This window comes from Pedobacter xixiisoli (assembly GCF_900215335.1).
Taxonomy (GTDB): Bacteria; Bacteroidota; Bacteroidia; order Sphingobacteriales; family Sphingobacteriaceae; genus Pedobacter; species Pedobacter xixiisoli.
Map to the genome: position 1 here is coordinate 698106 of NZ_OCMT01000004.1, position 24820 is coordinate 722925.

At 39.4% G+C, this 24820-nt stretch carries 20 protein-coding genes; 18 read left to right on the forward strand and 2 right to left on the reverse strand.

What is annotated here, in order from left to right; genetic code table 11:
- Positions 1-303: 303 nt before the first annotated feature.
- From CRO54_RS19155 to CRO54_RS19190, 7 genes are all read left to right on the forward strand, one after another.
- Positions 304-1029, forward strand: a complete 726-nt coding sequence (locus tag CRO54_RS19155) for a C1q-like domain-containing protein (protein WP_171047935.1) — start codon at positions 304-306, stop codon at positions 1027-1029.
- Between the two features lie 67 nt (positions 1030-1096).
- Positions 1097-1825: a complement C1q domain-containing protein gene (locus tag CRO54_RS19160; protein WP_138765857.1), complete on the forward strand. Its 729-nt coding sequence runs from the start codon at positions 1097-1099 to the stop codon at positions 1823-1825.
- A gap of 87 nt (positions 1826-1912) precedes the next feature.
- On the forward strand, positions 1913-2644 hold the full coding sequence (locus CRO54_RS19165; RefSeq protein ID WP_097133681.1) for a hypothetical protein: 732 nt from the start codon (positions 1913-1915) through the stop codon (positions 2642-2644).
- 63 nt (positions 2645-2707) lie between these two features.
- Entirely contained in the window at positions 2708-4129 is a 1422-nt protein-coding gene (locus CRO54_RS19170; protein ID WP_097133682.1) for a T9SS type A sorting domain-containing protein, read from the forward strand.
- 745 nt (positions 4130-4874) lie between these two features.
- Positions 4875-6296 carry a T9SS type A sorting domain-containing protein gene (locus CRO54_RS19180; RefSeq protein ID WP_097133684.1) on the forward strand — a complete coding sequence of 474 codons (1422 nt, stop codon included), beginning with the start codon at positions 4875-4877 and terminating at the stop codon, positions 6294-6296.
- A gap of 1001 nt (positions 6297-7297) precedes the next feature.
- Positions 7298-8017 (forward strand): hypothetical protein, encoded by a 720-nt coding sequence (locus CRO54_RS19185; protein ID WP_097133685.1) that lies wholly within the window; start codon positions 7298-7300, stop codon positions 8015-8017.
- A 231-nt stretch (positions 8018-8248) separates the two neighbouring features.
- Positions 8249-8983 (forward strand): C1q-like domain-containing protein, encoded by a 735-nt coding sequence (locus CRO54_RS19190; protein WP_097133686.1) that lies wholly within the window; start codon positions 8249-8251, stop codon positions 8981-8983.
- Positions 8984-9040: 57 nt separating this feature from the next.
- On the opposite strand, the gene CRO54_RS19195 is transcribed toward CRO54_RS19190, so the two are convergent.
- Positions 9041-9781: an RDD family protein gene (locus CRO54_RS19195; protein ID WP_097133687.1), complete on the reverse strand. Its 741-nt coding sequence runs from the start codon at positions 9779-9781 to the stop codon at positions 9041-9043.
- A gap of 187 nt (positions 9782-9968) precedes the next feature.
- Between CRO54_RS19195 and CRO54_RS19200 the strand changes: the two genes are divergently transcribed.
- From CRO54_RS19200 to CRO54_RS19230, 7 genes are all read left to right on the forward strand, one after another.
- Complete coding sequence (locus tag CRO54_RS19200) at positions 9969-10922, forward strand: stage II sporulation protein M (RefSeq protein ID WP_097133688.1); 954 nt, start codon at positions 9969-9971, stop codon at positions 10920-10922.
- 124 nt (positions 10923-11046) lie between these two features.
- Positions 11047-11934, forward strand: coding sequence for a hypothetical protein (locus CRO54_RS19205; RefSeq protein ID WP_097133689.1), 888 nt, complete (start codon positions 11047-11049; stop codon positions 11932-11934).
- A gap of 1 nt (position 11935) precedes the next feature.
- Positions 11936-12703 (forward strand): DUF4129 domain-containing protein, encoded by a 768-nt coding sequence (locus CRO54_RS19210; RefSeq protein WP_097133690.1) that lies wholly within the window; start codon positions 11936-11938, stop codon positions 12701-12703.
- Positions 12700-13890, forward strand: a complete 1191-nt coding sequence (locus CRO54_RS19215) for a DUF4350 domain-containing protein (RefSeq protein ID WP_097133691.1) — start codon at positions 12700-12702, stop codon at positions 13888-13890. Before CRO54_RS19210 ends, CRO54_RS19215 begins: the two co-directional genes overlap by 4 nt.
- Positions 13891-14012: 122 nt before the next feature.
- Positions 14013-14990, forward strand: coding sequence for an AAA family ATPase (locus tag CRO54_RS19220; protein ID WP_097133692.1), 978 nt, complete (start codon positions 14013-14015; stop codon positions 14988-14990).
- Between the two features lie 284 nt (positions 14991-15274).
- Positions 15275-15676 (forward strand): endonuclease domain-containing protein, encoded by a 402-nt coding sequence (locus CRO54_RS19225; RefSeq protein ID WP_097133693.1) that lies wholly within the window; start codon positions 15275-15277, stop codon positions 15674-15676.
- A gap of 240 nt (positions 15677-15916) precedes the next feature.
- On the forward strand, positions 15917-17263 hold the full coding sequence (locus CRO54_RS19230) for a DUF58 domain-containing protein (protein WP_097133694.1): 1347 nt from the start codon (positions 15917-15919) through the stop codon (positions 17261-17263).
- A gap of 113 nt (positions 17264-17376) precedes the next feature.
- On the opposite strand, the gene mfd is transcribed toward CRO54_RS19230, so the two are convergent.
- The gene (mfd, locus tag CRO54_RS19235) at positions 17377-20709 is read right to left on the reverse strand and encodes a transcription-repair coupling factor (RefSeq protein ID WP_097133695.1); all 3333 of its coding nucleotides are present in this window, start codon (positions 20707-20709) and stop codon (positions 17377-17379) included.
- A 259-nt stretch (positions 20710-20968) separates the two neighbouring features.
- Between mfd and CRO54_RS19240 the strand changes: the two genes are divergently transcribed.
- From CRO54_RS19240 to CRO54_RS19255, 4 genes are all read left to right on the forward strand, one after another.
- Positions 20969-21265 carry a DUF2752 domain-containing protein gene (locus CRO54_RS19240; RefSeq protein WP_240775146.1) on the forward strand — a complete coding sequence of 99 codons (297 nt, stop codon included), beginning with the start codon at positions 20969-20971 and terminating at the stop codon, positions 21263-21265.
- 20 nt (positions 21266-21285) lie between these two features.
- The gene (locus tag CRO54_RS19245) at positions 21286-21627 is read left to right on the forward strand and encodes an NINE protein (protein ID WP_244904300.1); all 342 of its coding nucleotides are present in this window, start codon (positions 21286-21288) and stop codon (positions 21625-21627) included.
- 873 nt (positions 21628-22500) lie between these two features.
- On the forward strand, positions 22501-23598 hold the full coding sequence (locus tag CRO54_RS19250) for a Nif3-like dinuclear metal center hexameric protein (RefSeq protein WP_097133698.1): 1098 nt from the start codon (positions 22501-22503) through the stop codon (positions 23596-23598).
- Positions 23598-24341, forward strand: coding sequence for a zinc ribbon domain-containing protein (locus CRO54_RS19255; protein ID WP_097133699.1), 744 nt, complete (start codon positions 23598-23600; stop codon positions 24339-24341). Before CRO54_RS19250 ends, CRO54_RS19255 begins: the two co-directional genes overlap by 1 nt.
- The last annotated feature ends 479 nt before the right edge of the window (positions 24342-24820 follow it).

Below are 24820 nucleotides of genomic sequence, written 5' to 3' on the forward strand. Positions count from 1 at the left end.
GTGTTCTTCAAAATAGGTTGGAAGTATTGTTATGTTTATAGCTTAGCAAAAAAGGTGCCGATAATCTCTTGTTGTAATAACTTGATACTAACTCGTTGATTGCATATTGACAAGTTTTATTGCGTCTAAAGTAGTTTAAGGGCATAAATTCGCTGCCGACTTAGACGAGCATTTGATGTGGGACAAGTTGTTTTTATAGCTTTTATCTCTGTAATAGAACCCTAGGGTCTATTTACCAGCGGGTGTGCGTTGAGTAGTTTTGTAGCGAAATAATTCATGTATGTTAAAAAAAAACTCAACAGGATGAAAAAAATCGTTACACTTCTTTTTTTGGTAGCTGGATTTAGTGCTATGGCTCAGAACGTGGGTATTAACGTTGCTGTGCCAAAAGCTACTTTAGATGTAGCAGGTACACCAGCCACCGTAGCACAAACCGATGGCTTTATACCTCCAAGCCTAACAAGAGCACAGCTCATCACAAAAACGGCTTATGGTACCGACCAAGCTGGTACATTTATTTATGTAAGTGATGTTACTGGAACAACCAATGCAGCAACCGCTAACGTAATTGCGGCAGGCTACTATTCTTTTGATGGAACGAAATGGGTTGATTTTCGCCCTAAATTTAGAGGTTTTCATGTGACTAAGAATGATAATATTGTTAAAAGTAGTGGTACTACTGGGCCAATATCTTTTACGCATAAAGTTTATGATAATAGCAACTGGTTTGATTTGGCTACTGGGCAATTTAAGCCTACTATGGCAGGTTATTACCAAATTAATGCTTCCATGAAGATGCAAGATGGTAATGGGGGCGAAAAATCTGTCTACTTAATGAAAAATGGGTTGGTATTTTATCGTGGTACAAGTACTACTGGAGCAGTAGCTTCTTCGACAGTTAGCGCCATGGTTTATTTAAATGGTACTACGGACTTTTTGACTTTAACTATGTTTTCTCCAGGTGCGACAACTACGGATAATAGCCCTGCATATTCTTATTTTCAAGGTTATCTAGTATCGGCACAGTAATCATTTCTGCTTAGCGAAGGGCTTAAGAACTGAAATGACTAATTCATTCATTAAAAGTATTTTACAAATGAAAAAAATATTTACCTTTTTATTACTGGCGGTTGGCTTTGGTGCTTCTGCCCAAAATCTGGGTATTAACACTGTTGCCCCAAAAGCTACCCTAGATGTGGTGGGTAGTGCCAATGCAGTGGCTACGCCAGATGGAATTTTAATGCCGCGACTTACCCTAACAGAGCTTAGAGCTAAAACAGGCTATGGTGTAGCTCAAACAGGCGCAGTAGTATACATCACGGATGCCACGGGCACAGCTAGTACAGCTACAGCGAATATAGGAAAAGTAGGATATTACAGGTTTGACGGCACTGCATGGGTGACCATGTTGCCCAAGTTTGTGGGCTTTCATGCTACTGCTAGTAGTAATCCCTCAGCCTTTGCCGCTGGAGAAATTAAGCAAATTGTTTTTTCTGCAAAAACTTACGATACCAACAATTGGTTCGACTTGGTTACAGGCAGATTTACACCTCAACTTGAAGGCTATTATAACATTACCATCTCCGCCAGAGTGTTTGATAATGCTATAAAAACTAAGAATGTACAGTTGTTCAAAAATAATGCAGTTGTCGCCATCGGCCATACCACTTTTATAAATTCCTATGTTGTACACTTGAGCACGGTGGTTTATATGAATGGTACTACTGATTATATCGATGCAAGAATTTATAGCGAAAGCGCAGCTACAATTAACGGGACAGGTGCACCAAATACCTATTTTCAGGCTGATTTAATTGGTCAGTAATAGCTAATTTATTATTCAATATGGTGTTGCATTAGCTATTAGTCATTATAAGTAGTGCTCACTTGTGATTTATTAAAGATTAAAACAATGAAAAAAATATTTACATTTTTGTTAAGCATGCTAAGCTTAGCGGCTGCCGCCCAATATGTGGGAGTAAATACTACCAGCCCTGCTGCTAACTTGCAGATATTAGGCAAACCTGCCAATACTACTGTTGCAGATGGGGTCATTACCCCGCGGTTAACACGAGCGCAACTGATAGCCAAAACTGCCTATGGCGCCGATCAAGTTGGGGCAATGGTTTATGTGAGCGACTTAAGTGGTGCCACCAATGCCGCTACTGCAAATGTGCTGGCCATAGGGCATTACTATTTCAACGGTACCACTTGGTTGCAGTTTCAACCACAACTGTATGCTTTCCACGCCTCAAAAAATACAAACAATGAAATTAATGACGACGCCGGTGGAGAAGTAGTTATTGATGGTTGGAATGTAGAACACTACGATACAAATAACTGGTTTAACACATCCAATGGCCGTTTTACACCCAAATTGGCAGGCTACTATAGGGTAAATTTTAATGTAGCCATGTATTATGCTAGCTCAAGATTGAGATTTGCGTTGCTTTATAAAAACGGTTCACCTTATGCTTATGGAAATGTTGCACATGGTGGTATATACTCTTCTACGCTTAGTGTAGTAGTTTATATGAATGGAACTACAGACAACCTTTCGGTTTATCATTCTAGTACATATCGTCAGAATGCACCTAGTTCGAATGCTGAAACTAATTTTCAGGCTTATTATATAGGCGGATAAGAGTTTATGAAGATAAATGATGTTAATGCTCTCCAAATTTCAACTTAAAAAAAACATCGATATATGAAAAAGATATCTACAATAATATTTGGCCTGTTTGCTGCTGCTACGTTACAAGAGGCTACAGCTCAGACATTACAAACCAACACAGATCTGTATCTGCAACCAGGCAGCACACTGTTTGTACAGGGTAATATGGTCAACAATGCGGCTTCATCCGGCTTAATAAATAACGGCACGCTTTCAATTACTGGTAACTTGGTGAATAACCAATTGGTGAATACCAATTCAGGAACGCTTGTATTCTCAGGGAGTGCCGCACAGGTGCTTAGCGGTACCGCTACGTACAACGCAAATAATTTCGAGGTTAATAATGCAGCTGGCCTAACATTAAGTAACAAGCTTACCATTGGAGGTATAGCAACTTTCACCAACGGTATCGTTTCAGCGCCCACCCAGACTAATTCGATGGAATTTACTACTACATCTGGTTCGCTAAGTGGGGTAAAGGATGCGAGCCATGTGAACGGTTACGTTTCTAAAGCTGGTACAGGTACATTTACGTTTCCCGTAGGCAATGGTACCAAGTATCAGGGAATAGCTATTACGCGTACTGGTGTAGTTAATATCTATACAGTAAACTACGTGGCTGGTAATGCTGGTGCGGGTACGTTTACTACTACAGGTTCCAAAGCTACACCATTGGCGGGATACAATTCTACAGAATATTGGAATATCGAATCGGCTCCTTCTAGCAACACCTATACCTTCAACATTCTTTGGGACGGTACCAATGATTCCTACGCGTCGGTAACCCCAAATGTTCGCAGGGTTGCCCGCAAGGTTGGTGGCAACTGGTTGAACGAAGGTGGTACAGGTACGGGTACTACCACAGCAGGAAGTGTGACCAGCAACGCAATCTCTCTACCGTCAAGCACCACTCATCAGATTACTATGGGTTGGGAAGACCAGGTACTTCCTCTGAGCTGGCTAAATGTTAACGCTACGGATACTAAGGACCAAAAGGTACAGGTACAATGGCAGGTGAGCGAGAGCAATGTAACTACTTATATCGTAGAGCGCAATACAGGTGCTGGCTTCATTGAGATTGCTACGGTAGCAAGTAAAGGTAACGGTAACAACAGCTACACCCTTGCGGATGCAGTACGCAGCAGTGGCAGCATCTACTACCGTATCAAGCAGATAGACCAAGATGGTACCTCAAGCTATTCTGATGTGTTCGATGTACGTATCGCAAGTAATGGTAAATTGGCCGTTTACCCTAATCCTGTGATCATCAACCTAGCCATCGATAGCGATAAGAAGCAGGATGCGAAGATATATAACGTTCAGGGCCAGCAAGTAAAAGTGCTTAGATTGGTAGAGGGTATCAATAATATCGATCTAGGTTATTTACCAAGCGGCGTTTATTTCTTGCGTACCGCTGATGGGGAAGTAACCAAGCTGATCAAAGCAGAAAAATAGACAGACCCTACTTATTTATGAAGAACAGAAATCCAACTCGATAACGAGTTGGATTTTTTTTAACCACTCTATAGGCTATGCGGTGCATGTCCCCCTTTGGAGAGCCTGTCCCGAGTTATTCGGGAAGATAGGGGGAGGAATATAAGTCACACAACCCCAGCCCACGTCCGTTATCTCTCTCTTAGCGGAGAAATCTTTTACGCTAGCGTTTTATTGCCGAGGATTGAAACCCACGGCTATGAATTACCTTTCAAACTGCCTTTATAAATACGCTTAACTAGAATAGTTGCCTCATTGCGAACTGAAGTGTAGACTAAGCGGGGAGAGTGAAGCAATCTCTTTAGTATAGGGTTTTTCGAGCACTTTTGATGTCCCTGTCCGACTTATCGTATTAAGGTTCTTTCTAGAAATAGAACCCTGGGGTCTATTTTTTGACTTTCATTAGTCAACTATATTTGAGTCTTACAACGTTTAGGAATTAGTAAAAAAAATAGGAGGCTTTTTAAAGTCACTCTATTTTAAGAAACTGTTTAAAATTCGATGAAACTTTTTGCTTGTCAGTCTGAGCTTTCCGATAAAATTGGAACAAGTACCGAAGAATATTTGCAAGAAGATGTTTCGAGAGGCTCAATAAGACAGCTGTGTTTTATGCAAAAGAAATTCAAACAGTTTCTAAAAAACGCTTATTGCAAAACAATCATCATCAAGATTTCTATTTTATCATTGTAACCTCTAAATCGAAAATATGAGCAAGATTTCTACTTTTTTATTGGGCCTATTAACTGTTGGTGCACTACACGAAGCTAAAGCGCAGGCACTGCAAAATAATACGCAACTACATATACAAGCTGATGCTGGATTGTACGTACAAGGGGCAATGATTAACGCAGGTACAGCTAATCTGCAGAATAATGGCACTTTATCTGTTACTGGTAACCTAACAAATGATCAGTCTACTTATAACGCTTTTATAGGTAAGTTGGTGTTTGCTGGTAATTCGCCGCAAGTATTAGATGGTTCGAGGATTTGGTTTACAAAAGATTTTGAAATCAATAATGCGGCAGGGCTTACGATGACCAGTTCCTTTTATCTTCGAGGTACGGCTACCTTTACCAATGGTATTGTGACTATGGCTAATGCTAGTCATTCAATTTTTTTTGATGCAGCATCAGCTACTCAAACTGGCGCAAAGGATGCAAGCCATGTAGCAAATGGCTATGTTCATAAATTGGGTACAGGAGCTTTCTCGTTTCCTGTTGGTAATGGCACTAAACTGCAAAAAATTGATGTAAACTTAACTGCGAACTCCAATTATTTTGGAACAAGATATGCTGCAGCTGATGCAGGCTCTGGGACCTATGGAACTACAGGCGCTAAAGCTACGCAACTGATGGGTTATAATACTGGAGAATATTGGCAAGTTGGTACAAATGGAGGTACTGCTACAGGTCAGGTTACGGTGTATTGGGATGGTACCAATGATGCTAACGCTGCAACAACCAGTGTAAGAAGGGTAGCTCGTAAAGTTGGTACAGAGTGGCTAAATGAGGGCGGTTTAGGTACAGGAACTACAGCTGCAGGTAGTGTAACAAGCAGTTCGATTTCATTTCCTACAAGTACTATGTTCCCAATAGCGATGGGCTGGGAGAATGTTGTGTTGCCTTTGAGCTGGTTAAACGTAAACGCTACGGATACCAAAGATCAAAACGTACAAGTGCAATGGCAGGTAAGTGAGAGTAACGTAACTACCTATATTGTAGAACGTAATACCGGTGCTGGCTTCATTGAGGTTGCTACGGTAGCAAGTAAAGGTAATGGAACTAATAGCTATAACCTTACAGATATAGTGCGTAATAGTGGTAGTATCTATTACCGTATCAAGCAGATAGACCAAGACGGCACTTCGAGCTACTCGGATGTGTTCGATGTACGTATTGCTGCTTTAGGTAAATTGGCCATCTTTCCTAATCCTGTAATTAGCCAATTAAGTGTGGATAGCGATAAGAAACAGGATGCAAAAATCTATAACGTTCAAGGCCAACAGGTAAAAGAACTTAAGTTGGTTGAGGGAAGAAACAAGGTAGAGCTGGATCATTTACCAAACGGTGTTTATTTCTTGCGTACTGTTGATGGTGTTGTCACTAAATTAATCAAATCAAATAAGTAAGAGATCCTACTCTTTTATGAAGAACAGAAAGTCAGCTCGATTTCGGGCTGGCTTGTTTTGTTGATAACCTCACAACCCCAGCCCAACGTTCTTCATCTTGATCTTAGCGGAGAGATCTTTTACGCTAGCATTTTTTATTTGCCGAGGGTTGAAACCCACGGCTATGAACTGCCTTTCAAGTAGCTTATGAAAATATGTGTAAATGCCAATCAGGCTAAGCGGAGGATGTTCCTTCCCATAAATCGGAGAAAACTATTGCAAAAACTAAAATACGTTCGTCATTGCGAACTGAAGCATAGGGTTAAGCGGGGTGTGAAATAATCTCTCCAATGGTAGATCTTCCGAACACTTTTGATGTCCTCACCGACTTAACCCACTCCCGTCATCTCAACCTTAGCGGAGAGATCTTTTACGCTAGCATTTTTTATTTGCGGAGGATTGAACCCATGGCTATAAATCACCTTTCAAGCTGTCTATCGAAATGTGTCTAAACGCCAAGCAGGTTACGTGGTGTATGTACCTTCCAACTTATTGGAGCGTATCGTCCTTAAAAAAAAGCTTACACTTTTTATAAGAACTGTTTAAAAATGGGATAAATATATGACAGGTTGAGTTTTCCGATAAATCGGGACGAGTTCAAGGACACCAAACTCTAGCGGCTTGCTATAGGCGGGTGTCCCTACCCGCCTAAGTATTGTATTTTCATTGAAATTTAAACAGCGTCTAAACATTTCGCCATTAAAAAACACTTTGATTCTTCTGTATAGTACGTTAGTTGCGAGTGCCCCAACATGGTATTCATAACGCTACACCAAAGGCTACTTTAGATAAAAAGTAGGAATGCGAACCATTTGCCCATACTCTCAATCAAAATAGACCCCGGGGTTCTTTTTTTTGGAGTGTAGCTAAGCTAACTTTGATATTGGATTAGTCATGTCCACAATTATACTACAAATCATTAAAAATGAAATAGTAATTCTAACGTTCAACTTAACTTTCTGATGAAGAAACTTCTTACTTTAATTTTATTAGGTGCTGCTATGGGGATGAAAGCACAAAACGTAGGTATTAACACCGCTGATCCCAAAGCTACTTTGGAGGTGGTAGGTACTCCTGGTACCTCTAGCGTACTGGATGGAATCATCCCTCCTAAATTAACCAGGGCTCAATTAATCGCCAAAACAGGTTACGGTACCGACCAAATTGGTGCCATGGTATACATAACTGATTTGAGTGGTACGATAGCTAATGGAACGCCTACCGCAAATGTAAAACAAACCGGTTATTATACTTTTGATGGTGTCCGTTGGAGCGCTTTAGTATCAAAAGTATCAGCTTATGTAGATGCTGGTGTAGTTGTTTCTTTGGGTAACATTAATGTAAGATTAGCCACTGGAGGGAATAGATCATTGGAAATAGCTTTTACCAATGCGGTAGCAAGAGTAAGTGGTACAAGTATCAATAACACTTTATCAGGATCTGCTGCAATTGATGGTTCTGCGATTACCATAACTGCTTATGGAAGGCAAAGTGCTTCTGATGGCACTTCTAAATGGACATCAAACACCTTTCTTAGATGGCAACCTGGTCTCAATTTCTCACAGGTTGGTGCTTCACAGCAAATCCTCTTAAATGACGAAACGAATGCAATAACCTATAGGATTACATTTATTCTTGGTACTGGATGGAATAATAATTTAATCTCTATTGAGCTTTTATAAGTTTAAAATTTTTCCGTTTGGTAATTTGGGATAAGGTTAACTATGTTCATTTTTAATCTTTTGGCAAAAAAAACTGTTCTTGAAAGAATTAGCTGGTTCTATAGCCATCTTTTTGCCTACCCGGTTCTAGATAGGGATAATCACAAATATAGATAGGTAGATGTTAAGTCGCTGGTTTTATTAGTTTCAATAAGCGACCATCAAGGAAAAATATCAAATAAATACGAATCGATGAGAAAACTTTTTACTTTAATTATTTTAGGTGTTGCGTTCGGTGCAAAAGCACAAAACGTAGGTGTTAACACCACTGACCCCAAAGCTACTTTACAGGTGGTAGGTGCTCCTGGCACCGCTGGTATACCGGACGGAATTATTCCCCCAAAATTGACTAGGGCCCAGTTGATTGCCAAAACAGGTTATGGTACCGATCAAATTGGGGCAATTGTATATGTTACCGACTTGAGTGGCACTACCAATGCCGCTACGGCTAGCGTGCTGCAAATTGGCCATTATAGTTTTGATGGTACGAAATGGAATAATATGCTAATACCAAAATTTACAGGTTTTTTGGCTACTAGAAATACTAATTACACCTTTGGTGGAGGAACGCCATCTAAGCTTGTCGTATATCCTACATCTACAGATAACCCTAATGGATGGTATAATACTGCTAATGGTAGGTTTACTCCTCAGGTTGCAGGTTATTATCAATTTAATGCTGCTTTGAGAATTGTCAGCAGTACAGGTGGGGAAAAGGTTATTCTTCTTGCCAAAAATGGTATCGATGTGAATACAGGAGTTTCTTTAGCAGGTAGTAATTACTACATGGCAACAGTGTCGGCTGTTATCTATTTAAATGGTACTACAGATTATGTTGATGTAAGATGTTACGCAGACAATGCCTTAACTGACATTGTAACAACTCCAATTACTTCTTTTTTTCAAGGTTATTTAGTTGGTCAGTAGAATTAAGTACCTCATTAGCTATAAAAAGCAGCCTATTTTTATAGGCTGCTTTTTTATTTATACCGATCTAGAAGTGAGATAGATATAATCGGAAGATATGGTCTTTAAAAACTGCATTTCGTTCATCCCTTCTGGTATGCTTACGCCCAAATGCGTAGTTACCTTGGCCGCCATTTGGTAAATCAGTTGTGCATTGTAGGTGGCGTAATAAGTACGTACCACTTCGTGGATGAGTTCGATATCGTGATCACTTAACATCGTTACGTTTGGAAAGGTAGGAATATACTCCTCGTCTTCTACCGGATGAAAAGCAATGTGCTCTATCTTAGTCGCAGGAACAGTTCTGATTAGGGTCGTGCCAGCTACTAAATCTCCGATACGTTGCTTGTTTTGTGATACCGCCACACTCAAAAAACCTAACAAGTTAGCTGTTAAAGTAAAATCTACAATCCTAAAAACCCAACGGATGAAATATTGGCCAATGCTGGCCTGTCCGCCATCTAAGCTCACTACTTTTATTTTCAGCAGTTTTTTGCCTAAACTTTGACCGTTAAACGCTACTTCGCAAAGCAAATCGTAAAATACATAGCATACAGCGTAAATAATAACGAAGATAACGATGGTAGTGTTTTCGAATGAACCTGCAATACCCATGACAGCTAAAGCTATAAGAGCGAAGAAATAAATCACCATGAACATAGCGAAGTCTAAAAGGTAGGCAGCTACACGCTCGCCCAAGCCTGCTACGGGGTAATCTATTTCTACATGTTGACTGGTGTTAATTTTGATGGTTTCCATTAGGTTCAAATATAAAAATTATAGCCACAGATGCACAGATATTTGTTTCTTAAGGATTAGCTTATTGTCTTTTCAATTATGAAATCTGTGTATCTGTGGCTAAAACCAAATTTACTAAGGTTTTTTAGGGAAGGTTGAATTTTTCTCTTATTTTAACGGAAAATATCTCCCGAAACAGGAATTAGCTATGAAAGAAGCGCTCTTCGTAAAGCAAAATGCTGAAAAATGGAAAAACTACGAGGCGCTGAAAACAGACAGTCCTGATGAGTTGGCACAGCGTTTTGTAGATATTACCAATGATCTGGCCTACGCAAAGACTTTCTATCCTAAGTCTAAGACTACCGCCTACCTGAATGGTTTGGCTGCTGTGCTGCATCAGGCCATCTATAAAAACAAGAAAGAAGAGAAAGGTAGGTTTTTCAGGTATTGGAAATACGAACTGCCAATGCTTTTCTATACTTATCGTAAGCAGATTTTGTACTCCTTTATTTTCTTTGTGCTGGCCATCAGTATTGGTGTGCTATCTGCCAAATATGATGACCGTTTTGTGCGTTTAATTTTAGGTGATGGCTATGTAAACATGACCAATGAGAACATTGCCAAAGGCGACCCTTTTGGTGTCTATAAAAACGAGAACGAATTTGTGATGTTTTTTCAGATTGCTGCCAATAACACTTGGGTTTCTTTTGTGATGTTTGTGAGTGGAGTGCTGCTGTCTATCGGACCGGTCTATTATCTGCTTCGCAATGGAATCATGATTGGTGCTTTTGAATATTATTTCTTTAGTAAAGGCTTGGGCGCTCAGTCTATCTTAGTAATTTGGATACACGGTACTTTAGAAATATTGTCTATCGTGGTAGTGGGCGGTGCTGGCTTGGTATTGGGGCATGGCTTGCTTTTTCCTAAAACTTACACACGGATAGAAGCCTTTAAGCGTAGTGGCAAAGATGCGACGAAAATAGCGGTGGGCATTATACCTATTATTTTATTGGCTGCCTTTGTAGAAGGATTTGTAACCAGACATACGGGGATGCCCATTTGGTTGAGCATTTCTATATTAGCTGCTTCGTTAAGTTTTATGGTTTGGTACATAGTGATTTACCCTTGGCAGTTAAATAGGAGACTAACGGAAGATAAGTAAAATGAAACCACTACTTGTCCCGATGATTCGGGATAGAAAACATAGGGTACATAGCAAGGATGTAATAAAGGTCTATTTATCTATGTGTTTAGAAAAAAATATACGGCTAAATAAAAATGATATAATGAAAGAAAATATTGAGTTCAGACAAGTTAGAAGTTTCGAGGAAGTGCTCTCAGGTACCCTTTTATTTGTGAAGCAAAATTTCAAGGCTTTACTCAAAACGTTTTTCTCACTTTGTGGCGTTTTCATTTTGGGCGGCATGCTCTCAACCATCTTTATGCAGTTGCAAATGACTGATAACATGACTGCAAGTATCCAATCGGGTGCGTACGATGGCATGTCTGTTTGGGGACAGATGTTAGGCTTGCCCTACCTATTGGTCATCTTATTTTTGGTTTTAAACTATACTGCGATGTACACCTCTATACTTAGTTTTGTGGCTGTATATATTGCTAAAGGTAATGTAACGCCAACGGTAGAAGAGGTGTGGACCTATTTTAAATACTACTTTTTCAGGGTATTGTGGAGTGGCTTGCTGGTTTCTATCATTTGGGTAGTTTGTACCATGTTCTGCTTAATTCCTGGTATTTATGTAACCCCAGCATTTTCTATCTTTTATGCCATTATGATATTAGAGAATGCGGATTTCGGTACGGCTTTCGGTCGTGCTTTTGCCTTGGTTAAGCAGAATTGGTGGGTAACTTTTGCTACGCTGTTAGTGATCGGGATTATTACAGGTGTTTGCATGATGATTGTGTACATGCCTTCTTATATCTTGATGATGGTGAGTGCTTTTTCTGGTGGAGGTTTGCAAGTGCTGAAAGGCTATCAGCTATTTTCTGCCATTTCACAATATTTGGCGCAAGTGTTTATGATTATCCCTCTGGTAGCTACGGCCTTTATCTATTTTAATTTAGCGGAAAGAAAAGAAAGTGCAGGTTTAATGAGTAGAATTGAAGGTTTTGGCAATACACCAGCTCCGGTATCACATCCAGAAGAAGATTATTAGTATGCGCTTACTGCTCGTAAAGGTTATTACTTTTTTTGTTTTTTTTGCCACGAATCTGCAGGCCCAACAAGCTCCTCAATTAGCTTTAGGAAAACCTGTGAAGGATACTTTAGCACTAAAACTAGATAGCAGTAAAACCCAAGTGAAGGAGTTCGGCAACCAAAGTATCCAGAAATATAAAGAGCAGAAAGAGTTTCAATATGGAGATGATGAGCCAAAAGGATTAAGTTGGTGGGACAGGTTCTGGCGAAACTTCTGGGATTGGATCAACCGTCTTTTTGGACAGCGGGAATCGACTTCTTCGGGGCCGTCGATGTGGCCATCCATACTAAAATATGGTGCCATGGCTATCTGTATCGTACTGGTGGTATTTATTATTTTTAAATTAGCAGGCGTAGATTTTAAATGGTTTGCTGGAAAATCTAAGGCAGTAGATGTGCCTTACGATGAAAGCTTGGAAAATATCCACGAAATTAGCTTTGAAGATGAAATTAGCAACACGCTACAAAAAGGTAATTACAGACTCGCTGTTCGTTTGCTGTATCTGCAAACCCTAAAACATTTGAGCGATAGGGAAATTATAGATTGGCAACCCAACAAAACAAATGTAGCCTATGTAAGAGAAATGCAAGGCGAAAAAGGAGAGGAGGCCTTTGCCAATCTCACTTATCAATTCGAGTACATTTGGTATGGCGATTTTCCCGTAGACCGAACTGCTTTTGCACAAATACAACAGTCTTTTCAACAATTTAACGGTGTATGGAGATGAGCGGATTGAGAAGATATTTCATTTTTGGTGGACTGCTTTTAGCATTTTATTTCATCGCACAGTATACCAAACCCCCAGTAATTAATTGGAACACCACTTATTTACCAGAAGATAAAAATCCTTTCGGAACCTATATACTTCGCAATCATATTAAGGATATATTCCCAAAATCGGTACAGAAGGTTTACAAGACTGATATTTACAATACGCTGAAAACGGTGCCAAAAGGCGAGTCGAATTATTTCATTATTACCTCTATCCTTAAGGTAGAAAAATTAGATTTTACCGCCATGCGAAAGTATATGGAGGCAGGTAATCATATCTTTATTGCTGCTTTTCAAATGGATGGAGCCTTGGCAGATTCGTTAAAAATAGAGATAAGTTCAGATTTCGATTTCCAAAATAAGACCAAATATCCCCTCAACTTTACTTCTCCGTACTTAAGGCGAAACATGGACTATTATTTTGAGAAGGGTATCGCCGCTCAATATTTTGCTAGTCTAGATACTGCAAAAGCCTTAGTATTGGCAAGGAAATATGACGTGAAACCCAATCTAGTTCAATACCGCTTTGGCAAGGGGAGTTTGTTACTTTGTCCTAATCCGCAATTGTTTACCAATTACAGCCTGTTAAACGAAAACGGCTCAGATTACGCTGCTAAGGTGTTTTCTTATTTGCCACAGGCGAAGACTATTATTTGGGATGAATATTACGTACGTCCTGTGGCAGATGAACAATCGGTATTGAGGGTGCTTTTCAGTTATGACGAGTTGCGCTGGGCCTACTACTTAGCCTTAATCGGCTTGGTAATATTTGTATTGTATGAAATGAAGCGCAGGCAGCGGATTATTCCAATTCTAGATCCGCTAAAAAATAGTGCTGTAGAGTTTGCCCAAGTGATTGGTACTGTTTATTATCAACAGCGCAACCACCACGATATCATAGGAAAAAAAATCAGCTATTTCTTGGAATACCTAAGGAACAAGTACCGTTTAAAAACGGCAGAATTAGACCAAGAATTTATAGAAACTTTAACGAAGATTACAGGTATTGATGCAACACTAATTGAGCAGTTGATTGGTTATATCAACGCTTTTAATAACATGGAAGATAAAGCAAACATTAGTGACCAAAATCTGATTGAATTTAATAAACTGATAGAACGATTTTATAGATTGGATGTATAGCACTTTCATCGTCATTTCGAACCGAAATATAATGAAGGGAGAAATCTAGCTAAAGAAAAGATCTCTCCTATCGTCGAGATGACGGCAAGTAGCTTGAGCAGAAACAAAAAGAAATTATAAGTATGGAACAAGAAATGTTTAACCAACGTACCGATTTAAGTGAGCTGAGCCGAGCGGTAGAGCAAATTAGACAGCAATTGGGAAAGATCATAGTGGGCCAACAGGGCACTATAGATTTGTTAATTGCCGGTTTACTGGCCAATGGGCACTTGCTATTAGAGGGTGTGCCTGGCGTAGCCAAAACCTTAAGTGCAAAATTAGTTGCGAAAAGCATTGCAGCTACTTTTTCTCGTATACAATTTACGCCAGATCTAATGCCTTCTGATGTGTTGGGTACAGCGGTATTCAGTCCTAAAACTGCAGAGTTTCAATTTAGGCGAGGCCCGATTTTTGGCAACATCATCTTGGTAGATGAAATTAACCGTGCACCTGCAAAAACGCAGTCGGCATTATTTGAAGCAATGGAAGAACGCCAAGTAACGGTTGATGGAAAAACCTATAAGCTGGAAGAGCCTTTCATGGTGTTGGCCACACAGAATCCGATAGAGCAGGAGGGAACTTACCGCTTGCCTGAGGCGCAGTTAGACCGCTTTCTCTTCAAGGTGGAAATCAAATATCCAACCTTAGAAGAAGAGATTGAGATTTTGGAACAACAGCATCAGCAGGATACGCAGCATCAGTTAGAGGAGATTAAGCCAGTGCTGGATATTGCACAAATTACTTCGCTGCGAGCTACCATAAAAGCCTTGTTTGTAGAACCTAAGTTATTGGCTTATGCAGCACAGATTGTCAATGAAACCCGTCAGAATAAAGCTTTGTATTTGGGTGCTTCGCCAAGGGCTTCTTTAGCCTTAATTAACAGCGCCAAAGCAATTGCAGCAATGGCTGGTAGAGATTTCGTAACACCAGATGATATCGTAAAGGTAGCCACTCCTGTGTTAGCACATAGAGTAATGCTTAGCCCAGAAAAGGAAATGGAAGGTTTAACCACTTCGGATATCATTACGCAGATTATTAAGAAAATAGAGGTGCCAAGGTAAGGAGAAAGCTGCTTCCAGTTTTAAACACCATGTTATAGGCAATATTATTATCCCCTCATTGAGGGTACATGGGAAGGAAAATAGTTGCGGGGTTTGAGGTGTATAGGCATGAATAAACCACCCCCTTTAATTCCCCTCCGAAGTATCGGAGCAAGCTTGCCAGCGGGGGACATTGGGAGCAGACTTAGCGTATTGGTTAAACACTACGCTATGGGCAACATTATTATCCCCCTCATTGAGGGAGCAGGGGGAGGAAACTATAAGGCAAGTTGGAGAACTTAAAAATGGAAAAAGCTGATAAATCTAACCTTTGGCATTATAATCATGAACTAAAAAACTACGCCAATAACAATAGGAAAGATATGACAAAGGCGGAAGCTTGCATGTGGAAATATGTTCTGGGTGCAAGACAGATGCAAGGTTATCAGTTTAGGAGACAGAGACCGGTTTTGAATTACATTGCTGATTTTCTTTGTAAGGATTTAATGTTGATTATAGAGATTGATGGGCTGACACATGATTGGGAGCAAGTTGCTGAAAATGATATTGTGAGACAGCAAAAGCTAGAAGAAATTGGATTTTCTGTTTTAAGATTTTCTGATGATGAAGTGTTGAAGGATATGGATAATGTAGTTAGGACAATTGAAAACTATATACAGAATTATAAAAGTGACCACCCCCTTTAATTCCCCCGCCAGCGGGGGATATTAGGAGCATACCTAACATCTTGTTTAAGCAACACGCTATAGACAACATTGTTGTCCCCCTCTTGAGGGGGGAGGGGGAGGAAAATAAATACAGGCTTGAGGGATTCAAGAATAACAATGCCACCTCCTTAGATTGAAGGGTTAGGGGGAGGAATAAATGATTGATTAAATATTTGTAATATTTAGTTGCCCCTCACAATAAAGGCAATAATGAAATAAATGAAAAAACTATTTAGAAAACTTTATACCAACCTGTTTCTCGAAAACAGACTTTTCATTGCACTGGGCATTTGCTCGGCCTTATTTCTTTTTGCCTTCTTTCTGCCCATCTTGGGCGATATACCCTACATCGTTTTTGGTGTGTTGTTGCTGCTGTTTTTGGTTGATATTTATTTGCTTCATTCCTCAAAAAAAGCAGTTTTCTTAAGAAGAGAGGTGCCAGAGCGATTGAGTAATGGCGATGATAATGAGCTCAAAATCTTCGTCGAAAACTTTTATCCTTTCCAAGTGTCGATTGGTATCATTGACGAAATTCCGTTCCAATTCCAAAAGCGAGATTTGTGGTTTACTACTACGCTTAAATCGCGGGAGCAAAAAATTATTAACTACTTTTTAAGACCAACTAAGCGTGGCGAGTACGACTTCGGTTTTACCCGTTTGTTTGTGAAATCCCCTTTGGGTTTGGTAAGTAGAAGGCTTAACATCGCTGGTGCGGGTATGGTGCCTGTATACCCATCCTTCCTTAAATTAAGGGAATACGAGTTGATGGCAATTTCCAACCGTTTAACGGATGTGGGGATTAAGAAAATCAGAAGGGTAGGACACAGCATGGAGTTCGACCAAGTGAAAAACTACGTAGCTGGCGACGATTTTAGGACCATCAATTGGAAAGCAACTGCTCGTAAGTCGGATTTTATGGTGAACACTTACACCGAAGAACGTTCGCAGCACATCTATTGCGTAATCGATAAATCGAGGGCAATGAAGATGCCTTTCGAAGGAATGAGTTTATTAGATTATGCCATTAACGCCAGTTTAATTTTATCTAGCGTAGCTTTAGTTAAACAAGACAAAGCAGGGCTGATTACCGTTGCCGAGAAAACCAAAAATGTAGTGCTTGCAGACAGGCGCCCAATGCAGCTCAACAAAATTATGGAAGTGCTGTACAAAGAGAAAACCCGTTATCTGGAAACGGATATGGAAGCGCTTTTTGTGAGTTTACGCTCGGCATTAAAGCAGCGTAGTTTGGTCGTGTTTTTTACCAACTTCGAGAGTATGTCGGCATTAGAAAGGCAGCTACCTTACCTTAAACGCATTGCCAAATATCACTTGTTATTGGTGGTGTTTTTCGAGAACACTACGCTAAGAACCTTGAGCGATGATGATGCAAAAGATGTGCAAGGGATCTACATCAAAACCATTGCCGAGAAATTTGCTTACGAGAAACGTTTGATGGTTAAAGAGCTCACCAAACATGGTATTTTAAGTTTGCTTACCGCTCCGCAAAACCTAACCGTTAACGTAGTGAATAGATATTTGGCCATCAAGGCAAGGCAACAGATATAAAGGGCTCTGTATTCTCTCCCTTTTAGGGAGAGATGTCCAAAGGACAGAGAGGGTTGTTTTAAACCTCTCCCTAGCCCTCTCCTTGAAAAGGAGAGGGAATTATTGGGTGGGTGTTATATCATTTCTAGCATTTCCACAGCCTCGTCAATATTTCCAATATTGTCAAAAGAAATACGTAGGCTGTTTTTCACCTCTTTTAAATTACACAAACGTGGATGCAATTGAGCAAAGGCCAAAATCTTATTGAAAGTCTCCGAATCGAAGAATTTAGACTGCTTGTCGCTCACAAAATAACCTCTCAACACATTCTTTTTATAACTTACTTTTTCGAAACCCAGTCGTTTGGCAATCCATTGCAGGCGAACCACTTTAAGCATGGCTAAAACCTGTGAGGGAACAGGCCCAAAGCGGTCTTTCATTCGCTGCTCAAAAGCTTTAATTTGTTGTTCGGTTTCTAGCTTAGATATTTCGGTATAAAGATTATATCGTTCGGTAATATTGGTGATGTAGCTGTCCGGAATGTGCATTTCCAAATCGGTGTCAACCTGTGTAAAGCTTACGAAAGGTTTTTCTGGCTGGTCTTTAAACAAATCCTTAAACTCGTCGTCCTTCAGCTCCTGTATGGCCTCATCCAAGATTTTATTGTACATCTCAAAGCCAATCTCGGCAATAAATCCACTTTGTTCGCCACCTAAAAGATTACCACTTCCACGAATATCCAAATCACGCATAGCGATATTAAAACCACTGCCCAAATCAGAAAACTCTTCAATGGCACTTAAACGTTTACGGGCTTCATCCGTTAGGGTAGATAGCGGTAAACTCAATAAATAGCAAAAAGCCTTTTTGTTAGAACGCCCCACACGACCACGCATTTGATGCAAATCGCTCAAACCAAACATGTGTGCATGGTTAATGATAATGGTATTGGCGTTGGGTACATCCAAACCAGTTTCGATAATGGTAGTCGCCACCAACACATCCTTCTCACCGTTAATAAAATCCAACATCACATCTTCCAAAGCATCACCTTCTAGTTGACCATGGGCAATGCCGATGCGTGCTTGCGGAACTAATGTCTGTATCAATCCAGCTAACTGCTGCAAATCTTGCACACGGTTATGCACAAAGAACACCTGTCCGCCACGGTCTAGCTCAAACTGCACAGCTTCCTGCAGCAATTTGTCGTTAAACACATGCAATTCGGTAGTTACTGGTTGTCTATTTGGTGGTGGCGTGTTGATGATAGATAAATCTCTAGCACCCATCAAAGAGAAATGCAGTGTACGAGGAATTGGCGTTGCGGTTAGCGTCAAGGTATCGATGCTTACACGCATAGCACGCAGTTTTTCTTTGGCAGCAACGCCAAATTTCTGCTCTTCATCAATCACCATTAGGCCTAGGTCTTTAAACTTCACATCCTTGCTTAATAAACGATGTGTGCCGATAATGATGTCGATTTTGCCCTGTGCTAATTTCTCTAAGCTTTCCCTAATTTGTTTAGCGGTTTTAAAACGGTTGATATAATCTACCGTACAAGGAAATTCTTTTAACCTCGAAGAAAACGTTTTGAAGTGCTGCAATGCTAAGATAGTTGTTGGCACCAGTACTGCTACTTGCTTGCCATTAGCTACCGCTTTAAACGCGGCACGAAGCGCAACTTCAGTCTTGCCAAAGCCCACATCGCCGCAAACCAAACGGTCCATTGGGTGTGGTGCTTCCATGTCCCGTTTGACATCTGTGGTGGCTTTCATTTGGTCTGGAGTGTCTTCGTAAATAAACGAAGCTTCCAGTTCTGTATCTAAATAGCTGTCGGGAGCAAAGGCCGTACCTACTTGCGCCTTACGCAAAGCATAAAGCTTAATCAGGTCTCGGGCTATGTCTTTAACTTTTTTTTTAGTACTTTTTTTAAGCTTATCCCAGGCTTCGGTGCCCAGTTTATTCATTTTTGGTGGTGTGCCATCCTTGCCACTATATTTCGCAATGCGATTTAGGGAGTTGATGTTCACATACAGCAGATCATTGTCGGCATAAACCAAACGGATCATTTCCTGCATTTTTCCGTTGGTCTCTACTTTTTCCAGACCAGCATATTTGCCAATACCGTGGTCTATGTGCGTTACAAAATCACCTGGCTTTAAATCTCTCAGCTCTTTTAACGTAATGGCCTGACTGCGCTGATAACCTTTCTTGAGTTGGTATTTGTAGAAACGATCAAAGATTTGATGATCGGTGTAAAAAGCTACTTTTTGGGTAAAATCTACAAAACCTTCACGCAAAGGCACGTGGATAGGGATAAATTTAACGGTTTTGTCGATATCATCTAAAATGGCGTACAAACGTTCTACCTGTTTGGCCGAATTGGTAAAGATGAAATTATTGACGCCCTGTTTTTCGTTCTCCTTAAAGTTATGAATCAACAAGTTGAAATCCTTGTTAAACGAAGGCTGCGGTTTAGTATCGAAGTTGAAAACATCGTCTGTTTGGTAGAAGAACTGTTTCCCAAATTCTACTAAGGTGAAATCTTGGAAAAGATCAGCCACCATTTTATCATCAGAAAAAGCAAATTTGGGGTCTATCCAATTAGGATTTGCCTGCTTCTCTGCTGAGGATAAGGCTTTCCAAAGTTCGTTGGCTTTTTTGTAACCACCTTTAATGACATCTAAAGTAAAAGCCACATCTTTAAACCAAAGCTGAGTATCTTTCTCAATATAATCTAGCAGGCTGATGTTATTTTCCGTCAAAAATTTGGCTTGAACGTTCGGTACTATGGTTAAGTTTTTTACATCGTCTACCGAAAGCTGACTTTCAATTTCGAACGTACGGATGCTTTCTACCTCGTCCCCAAAAAACTCAATGCGATAAGGTAAATCGTGAGAGAAAGAAAAAATATCTACAATACCTCCACGGATGGAGAACTGTCCAGGTTCATAAACGAAATCAGAGCGTTCAAAATCATATTCAAATAAAAACTCGTTGATGAAATCGATGCCTAAGCTGGCACCAACGTTAATCTCTAAAGTGTTTTTCTCTAAAACGCTACGGTCAATTACCTTTTCAGCTAATGCTTCTGGGTAAGTAACCACAATTTGTCCATATTCCGATTGGTGATTCAGTTCATTCAGCACTTCGGCACGAGCCAGCACATTAGAAGTGTCTACCTGTGTAAACTCAAATGGCTTGCGGAATGAAGAAGGGAACAACAAAATCTCCTTACCCAAAATACTCTCCAAATCTGAAGAAAAATAAGCAGCTTCTTCGCGGTTGGGCAATACAAAAAGTTGCGGCTTGTGCTGTAAAAAGTAGGTAGTAACTGCAATTACGGCATCGGAAGAACCCACCAATCCCTTGATTTGGGTTTTGCTCTTGCTACTATTCAGCGATTTCGCGATGGCAAGAACTCGTTGGTCGGTTTTAAATCTATTGATTAAATCTCTAACGTTCACTAGCCAAAGATACGGTATTAGACGGAGGTTTTTTAGTCGGAAAGTCCGAAAGTCGATGACAAGTTGCTTTATTCTATCATTCATTCATTTAGTCATTCAAAATTCTTCATTATCACATCATCAAATTCCCAAATCATCAAATCAATCTTCGGTTTTGTCGGTTTTTATTTCCCGTTGGTCGATTACGCTTTAAAAGAAGTAACAATAAGCTTAATATTGCTTCTAATTAATAAACAACAAAGAAACAGTGATCAGCAAAGTGAGCAAATATGTAGAACTAGTTTTTTGGGTTTTGGCGCTAACGTTACTGGCCACCGCCAATCCTCATGAGCATCATTTTACCTTATGTCCGCTAGCAAATTTAGGTTTCGAGTGGTGTCCGGGATGTGGTTTAGGTAGATCAATAACGGCCATCTTTAATGCTGATTTTTATGCAAGTTTTAGGCATCATTGGTTTGGCATTCCAGCCTTGCTTATTATCCTTTACCGTATTTATCAGTTAGGTAAACAATTAATATTTAAACAAAACAACTATCTAAAATATAAGGAGATATAGTCATGTTCGATCAAAATTTTATGTCATTGCCGGGTATCAGCCCTCAAGAATATTCTTACCTTCAATCTGCAACTCAAGGATTGAATGAGCAACAATTACGTACTTTCTTAATGGTATATTCAGGAAAGCGTAAAAACCCAAGCGATATGCTGATGTTTGCAATTGTGGGTGCTCTTTTTGTTCCTGGTTTACAAAGGTTTATTGTAGGGCAAATAGGAATGGGTATTTTATACTTGCTTACGTTGGGCTTATGTTTAATCGGTTCGATTATCGATATCGTAAACCACAAAACCTTAGCTTTTGAGTATAATCAACGTATGGTTTTCGAAAGTATGCAAATGGTTAAAATGAGTAATTTTTAACCTTAGTTCCTAAAAAGGAAGTTTTTTTACACACAAATATCAAATCCCTGTGGGCTAAAAACCTATAGGGATTTTTTTGTTTTTAAACATTAAGCAGACCATGGCTTAGGTTTTCTAAGGTGTCTTAGGTGGTAAAATTAAAGCGTCTATGTTTTTAACCACCTTAGTCACCTAAGTTCATTTTAGTTGATTGAGTATTTTTGAACCATTAAGAAACATGAAAACTTCATTCCTTAATGTTTCTGTAATGGTAAAGAGTGTCTAATGATTCTATATAATATACCTACATGAAAGATCCTGAAATAAATTCAGGATGACGGCCACACTAATGTATGACGGCTTAAATTTCTTAATTCCTTCATGTTTTATCATTTTGTGCAATAATACCTTAGGTTTTCTAAGGTGTCTTAGGTGGTAAAATTAAAGCGTCTATGTTTTTTAACCACCTTAGTCACCTAAGTTCATTTTAGTTGATTGAGTATTTTTGAACCATTAAGAAACATGAAAACTTCATTCCTTAATGTTTCCATAATGATGAGAGATTGTCTAATGATTCTATATAATATACCTACATGAAAGATCCTGAAGTAAATTCAGGATGATGGGCACACTAATGTATGACGGCTTAAATTTCTTAATTCCTTCATGTTTTATCATTTTGTGCAATAATACCTTAGGTTTTCTAAGGTCTGTTAGGTGTTAAAATTAAAACGTATGTTTTAACAATCTTAGTCACCTAAATTTATTTTAGTTGTAACCATTAAGAAATTAAGAGCCATGAAGACTTCGTTTAATATCTTAAAATAGAAGCTAAGGTTTTCTAAGGTGTCTAAGGTGGTTGAAAAAACAACCAATTAACCCTATTTTTACATCATGAAGTTATTCGAGATTACCAATTTTTTGGAAGCCTTGGCTCCGCTCAACTATCAGGAAGATTATGACAATGCAGGATTGATTGTAGGACATCCAAATGATGAAGTTCATGCAGCATTGGTAACTTTAGATTGTACTGAACAGATCGTAGATGAGGCTATTGCCAAGAACTGCAACCTAATCATAGCACATCACCCGATTGTGTTTAAAGGGCTGAAAAAGCTAAATGGTAAAAATTACGTAGAGCGTACCGTGCTAAAAGCGATCAAAAATAACATCGCTTTATATGCTATACATACCAATTTAGATAGTGTGCATCATGGGGTTAATGCCGAAATATGTAAACGTTTGGGCGTTATAAATACTGAAATCTTAGTGCCTAAAACTGGAATTTTAAAGAAGCTGGTTACATTTTGCGAGCAGAAAGATGCAGAGCAATTGCGCAACGCTTTATTTAGTGCTGGTGCTGGCAATATTAGTAACTACAGCGATTGCAGTTTTAATGTGGAAGGTACGGGAACTTTTAAAGGCAATGAAATTTCTAACCCAACTTTAGGCAAAGCTGGCGTACGCGAATATGCGAACGAAACCCGTATCGAAGTTATTTTTAAAACGCAGGATGAACGTAAGGTTTTAACAGCGTTGTTTCAAAATCACCCTTATGAAGAGGTGGCCTACGATATTTATGCGCTAGAAAATAAACTACAAAGCGTAGGCTCTGGCATGGTGGGCGAGTTGGAAGAAGCTTTAGCTGGCGATGATTTTTTGCGCCTAGTGAAACATAACATGCAAGCGAAAGTGTTGAGGCATACCGATATCCTAGCTAAAGGCGTTAAAAAAGTTGCGGTTTGTGGCGGTTCCGGGAGCTTTTTGCTAAAAAATGTCATTGCTGCCGGAGCTGATGCCTTTGTAACTGCTGATTTTAAGTATCATGAATTTTTCGATGCTGAAGATAAAATCATGATTGTAGATATGGGACATTTTGAAAGTGAACAATTTACATCTAATTTGTTGATAGATAATATTCAAGAAAAATTTCCTAACTTTGCAATCCGTTTAACGGAGCATAACACAAACCCCATAAATTATTTCATTTAATGGAACAAACAGTAGAGCAAAAGCTAAAGGCTTTATACGAATTACAAAACTTACATACTAAAATTGATAAAATACGCCAAATTAGAGGTGAGTTGCCAATTGAAGTTGCCGATTTAGAAGATGAGGTAGCTGGTTTGGAAACCCGTATCCAAAAGATAAAAGCAGAGTTGGATGATACGGAGGATGCAATTGTAAATCGTAAAAACATGATTAAAGAAGCTCAAACTTTAATCAAAAAATACGACGCACAACTTAAAGACGTAAAAAATAACCGTGAATATGATGCCTTAACTAAAGAGGTTGAAATTCAAAACTTAGATATTCAGGTAAGCGAGAAAAAAATCAAAGAATTTGGTTTCGAAATCAACAACAAAACTGAAATCTTCGAAAAAGCACAAGCTAACCTTGACTTAAGAAAAGGTGATTTGGACGCTAAAAAAGCTGAATTAGAGACTATTACTGGCGAAACAGAAAAAGAAGAGCAGGCTTTAGTTAAAAAAGCAGAAAAAGCAGAAGAAAACATTGAGGAGCGTTTAATGTTTGCTTACAACAGGTTGAGGAAGAACGCAATCAATGGTTTAGCAGTAGTTACTATCGATAGAGATTCTTGTTCAGGTTGTTTTAATAAAATTCCACCTCAACGTCAGTTAGATATCCGTCAACGTAAAAAAGTTATTGTTTGCGAGCATTGCGGACGTATCTTAGTTGATGAGGCTTTAACACAAGAATTGGCTGAAGCTTAAGAAGTACACAACCAACCAAATATAAAATTGAAAAACCCCGAAGCAATTCGGGGTTTTTTGTTTTTATGGATGTTGAATCCGGCGTGTTCCCACCGTCATTTCGAATGAGGAACGAAGAGAAATCTGGCGCATAGTTAACCAAGCATGATGCTAGATTCCTCCGAATGTCGGAATGACGTGCTTGGGAGAGGTAGAAAGGAAAAGAAAGCAATGAACCAATGACCAATGAACTAATGACCAATGCTGTGCTTAGGAAAGGAAGAGCGGAAATGAAGCCGCAGAGACTGTTCCCATTTCCGTCATTTCGAATGAGGAACGAAGAGAAATCTAGCGCATAGTTAACCAAGCATGGTGTTAGATTCCTCCGAATGTTGGAATGACGTGCTTGGGAGAGGTAGAAAGGAAAAGAAAGCAATGAACCAATGACCAATGAACTAATGACCAATGCTGTGCTTAGGAAAGGAAGAGCGGAAATGAAT

What these genes read in the sequence shown, in the direction of transcription:
- CRO54_RS19155 (WP_171047935.1), top strand. Translation starts at nt 304, where the DNA reads ATGAAAAAAATCGTTACACTTCTTTTTTTGGTAGCTGGATTTAGTGCT.
- CRO54_RS19160 (WP_138765857.1), top strand. Translation starts at nt 1,097, where the DNA reads ATGAAAAAAATATTTACCTTTTTATTACTGGCGGTTGGCTTTGGTGCT.
- CRO54_RS19165 (WP_097133681.1), top strand. Translation starts at nt 1,913, where the DNA reads ATGAAAAAAATATTTACATTTTTGTTAAGCATGCTAAGCTTAGCGGCT.
- CRO54_RS19170 (WP_097133682.1), top strand. Translation starts at nt 2,708, where the DNA reads ATGAAAAAGATATCTACAATAATATTTGGCCTGTTTGCTGCTGCTACG.
- CRO54_RS19180 (WP_097133684.1), top strand. Translation starts at nt 4,875, where the DNA reads ATGAGCAAGATTTCTACTTTTTTATTGGGCCTATTAACTGTTGGTGCA.
- CRO54_RS19185 (WP_097133685.1), top strand. Translation starts at nt 7,298, where the DNA reads ATGAAGAAACTTCTTACTTTAATTTTATTAGGTGCTGCTATGGGGATG.
- CRO54_RS19190 (WP_097133686.1), top strand. Translation starts at nt 8,249, where the DNA reads ATGAGAAAACTTTTTACTTTAATTATTTTAGGTGTTGCGTTCGGTGCA.
- CRO54_RS19195 (WP_097133687.1), bottom strand. Translation starts at nt 9,781, where the DNA reads ATGGAAACCATCAAAATTAACACCAGTCAACATGTAGAAATAGATTAC.
- CRO54_RS19200 (WP_097133688.1), top strand. Translation starts at nt 9,969, where the DNA reads ATGAAAGAAGCGCTCTTCGTAAAGCAAAATGCTGAAAAATGGAAAAAC.
- CRO54_RS19205 (WP_097133689.1), top strand. Translation starts at nt 11,047, where the DNA reads ATGAAAGAAAATATTGAGTTCAGACAAGTTAGAAGTTTCGAGGAAGTG.
- CRO54_RS19210 (WP_097133690.1), top strand. Translation starts at nt 11,936, where the DNA reads ATGCGCTTACTGCTCGTAAAGGTTATTACTTTTTTTGTTTTTTTTGCC.
- CRO54_RS19215 (WP_097133691.1), top strand. Translation starts at nt 12,700, where the DNA reads ATGAGCGGATTGAGAAGATATTTCATTTTTGGTGGACTGCTTTTAGCA.
- CRO54_RS19220 (WP_097133692.1), top strand. Translation starts at nt 14,013, where the DNA reads ATGGAACAAGAAATGTTTAACCAACGTACCGATTTAAGTGAGCTGAGC.
- CRO54_RS19225 (WP_097133693.1), top strand. Translation starts at nt 15,275, where the DNA reads ATGGAAAAAGCTGATAAATCTAACCTTTGGCATTATAATCATGAACTA.
- CRO54_RS19230 (WP_097133694.1), top strand. Translation starts at nt 15,917, where the DNA reads ATGAAAAAACTATTTAGAAAACTTTATACCAACCTGTTTCTCGAAAAC.
- CRO54_RS19245 (WP_244904300.1), top strand. Translation starts at nt 21,286, where the DNA reads ATGTCATTGCCGGGTATCAGCCCTCAAGAATATTCTTACCTTCAATCT.
- CRO54_RS19250 (WP_097133698.1), top strand. Translation starts at nt 22,501, where the DNA reads ATGAAGTTATTCGAGATTACCAATTTTTTGGAAGCCTTGGCTCCGCTC.
- CRO54_RS19255 (WP_097133699.1), top strand. Translation starts at nt 23,598, where the DNA reads ATGGAACAAACAGTAGAGCAAAAGCTAAAGGCTTTATACGAATTACAA.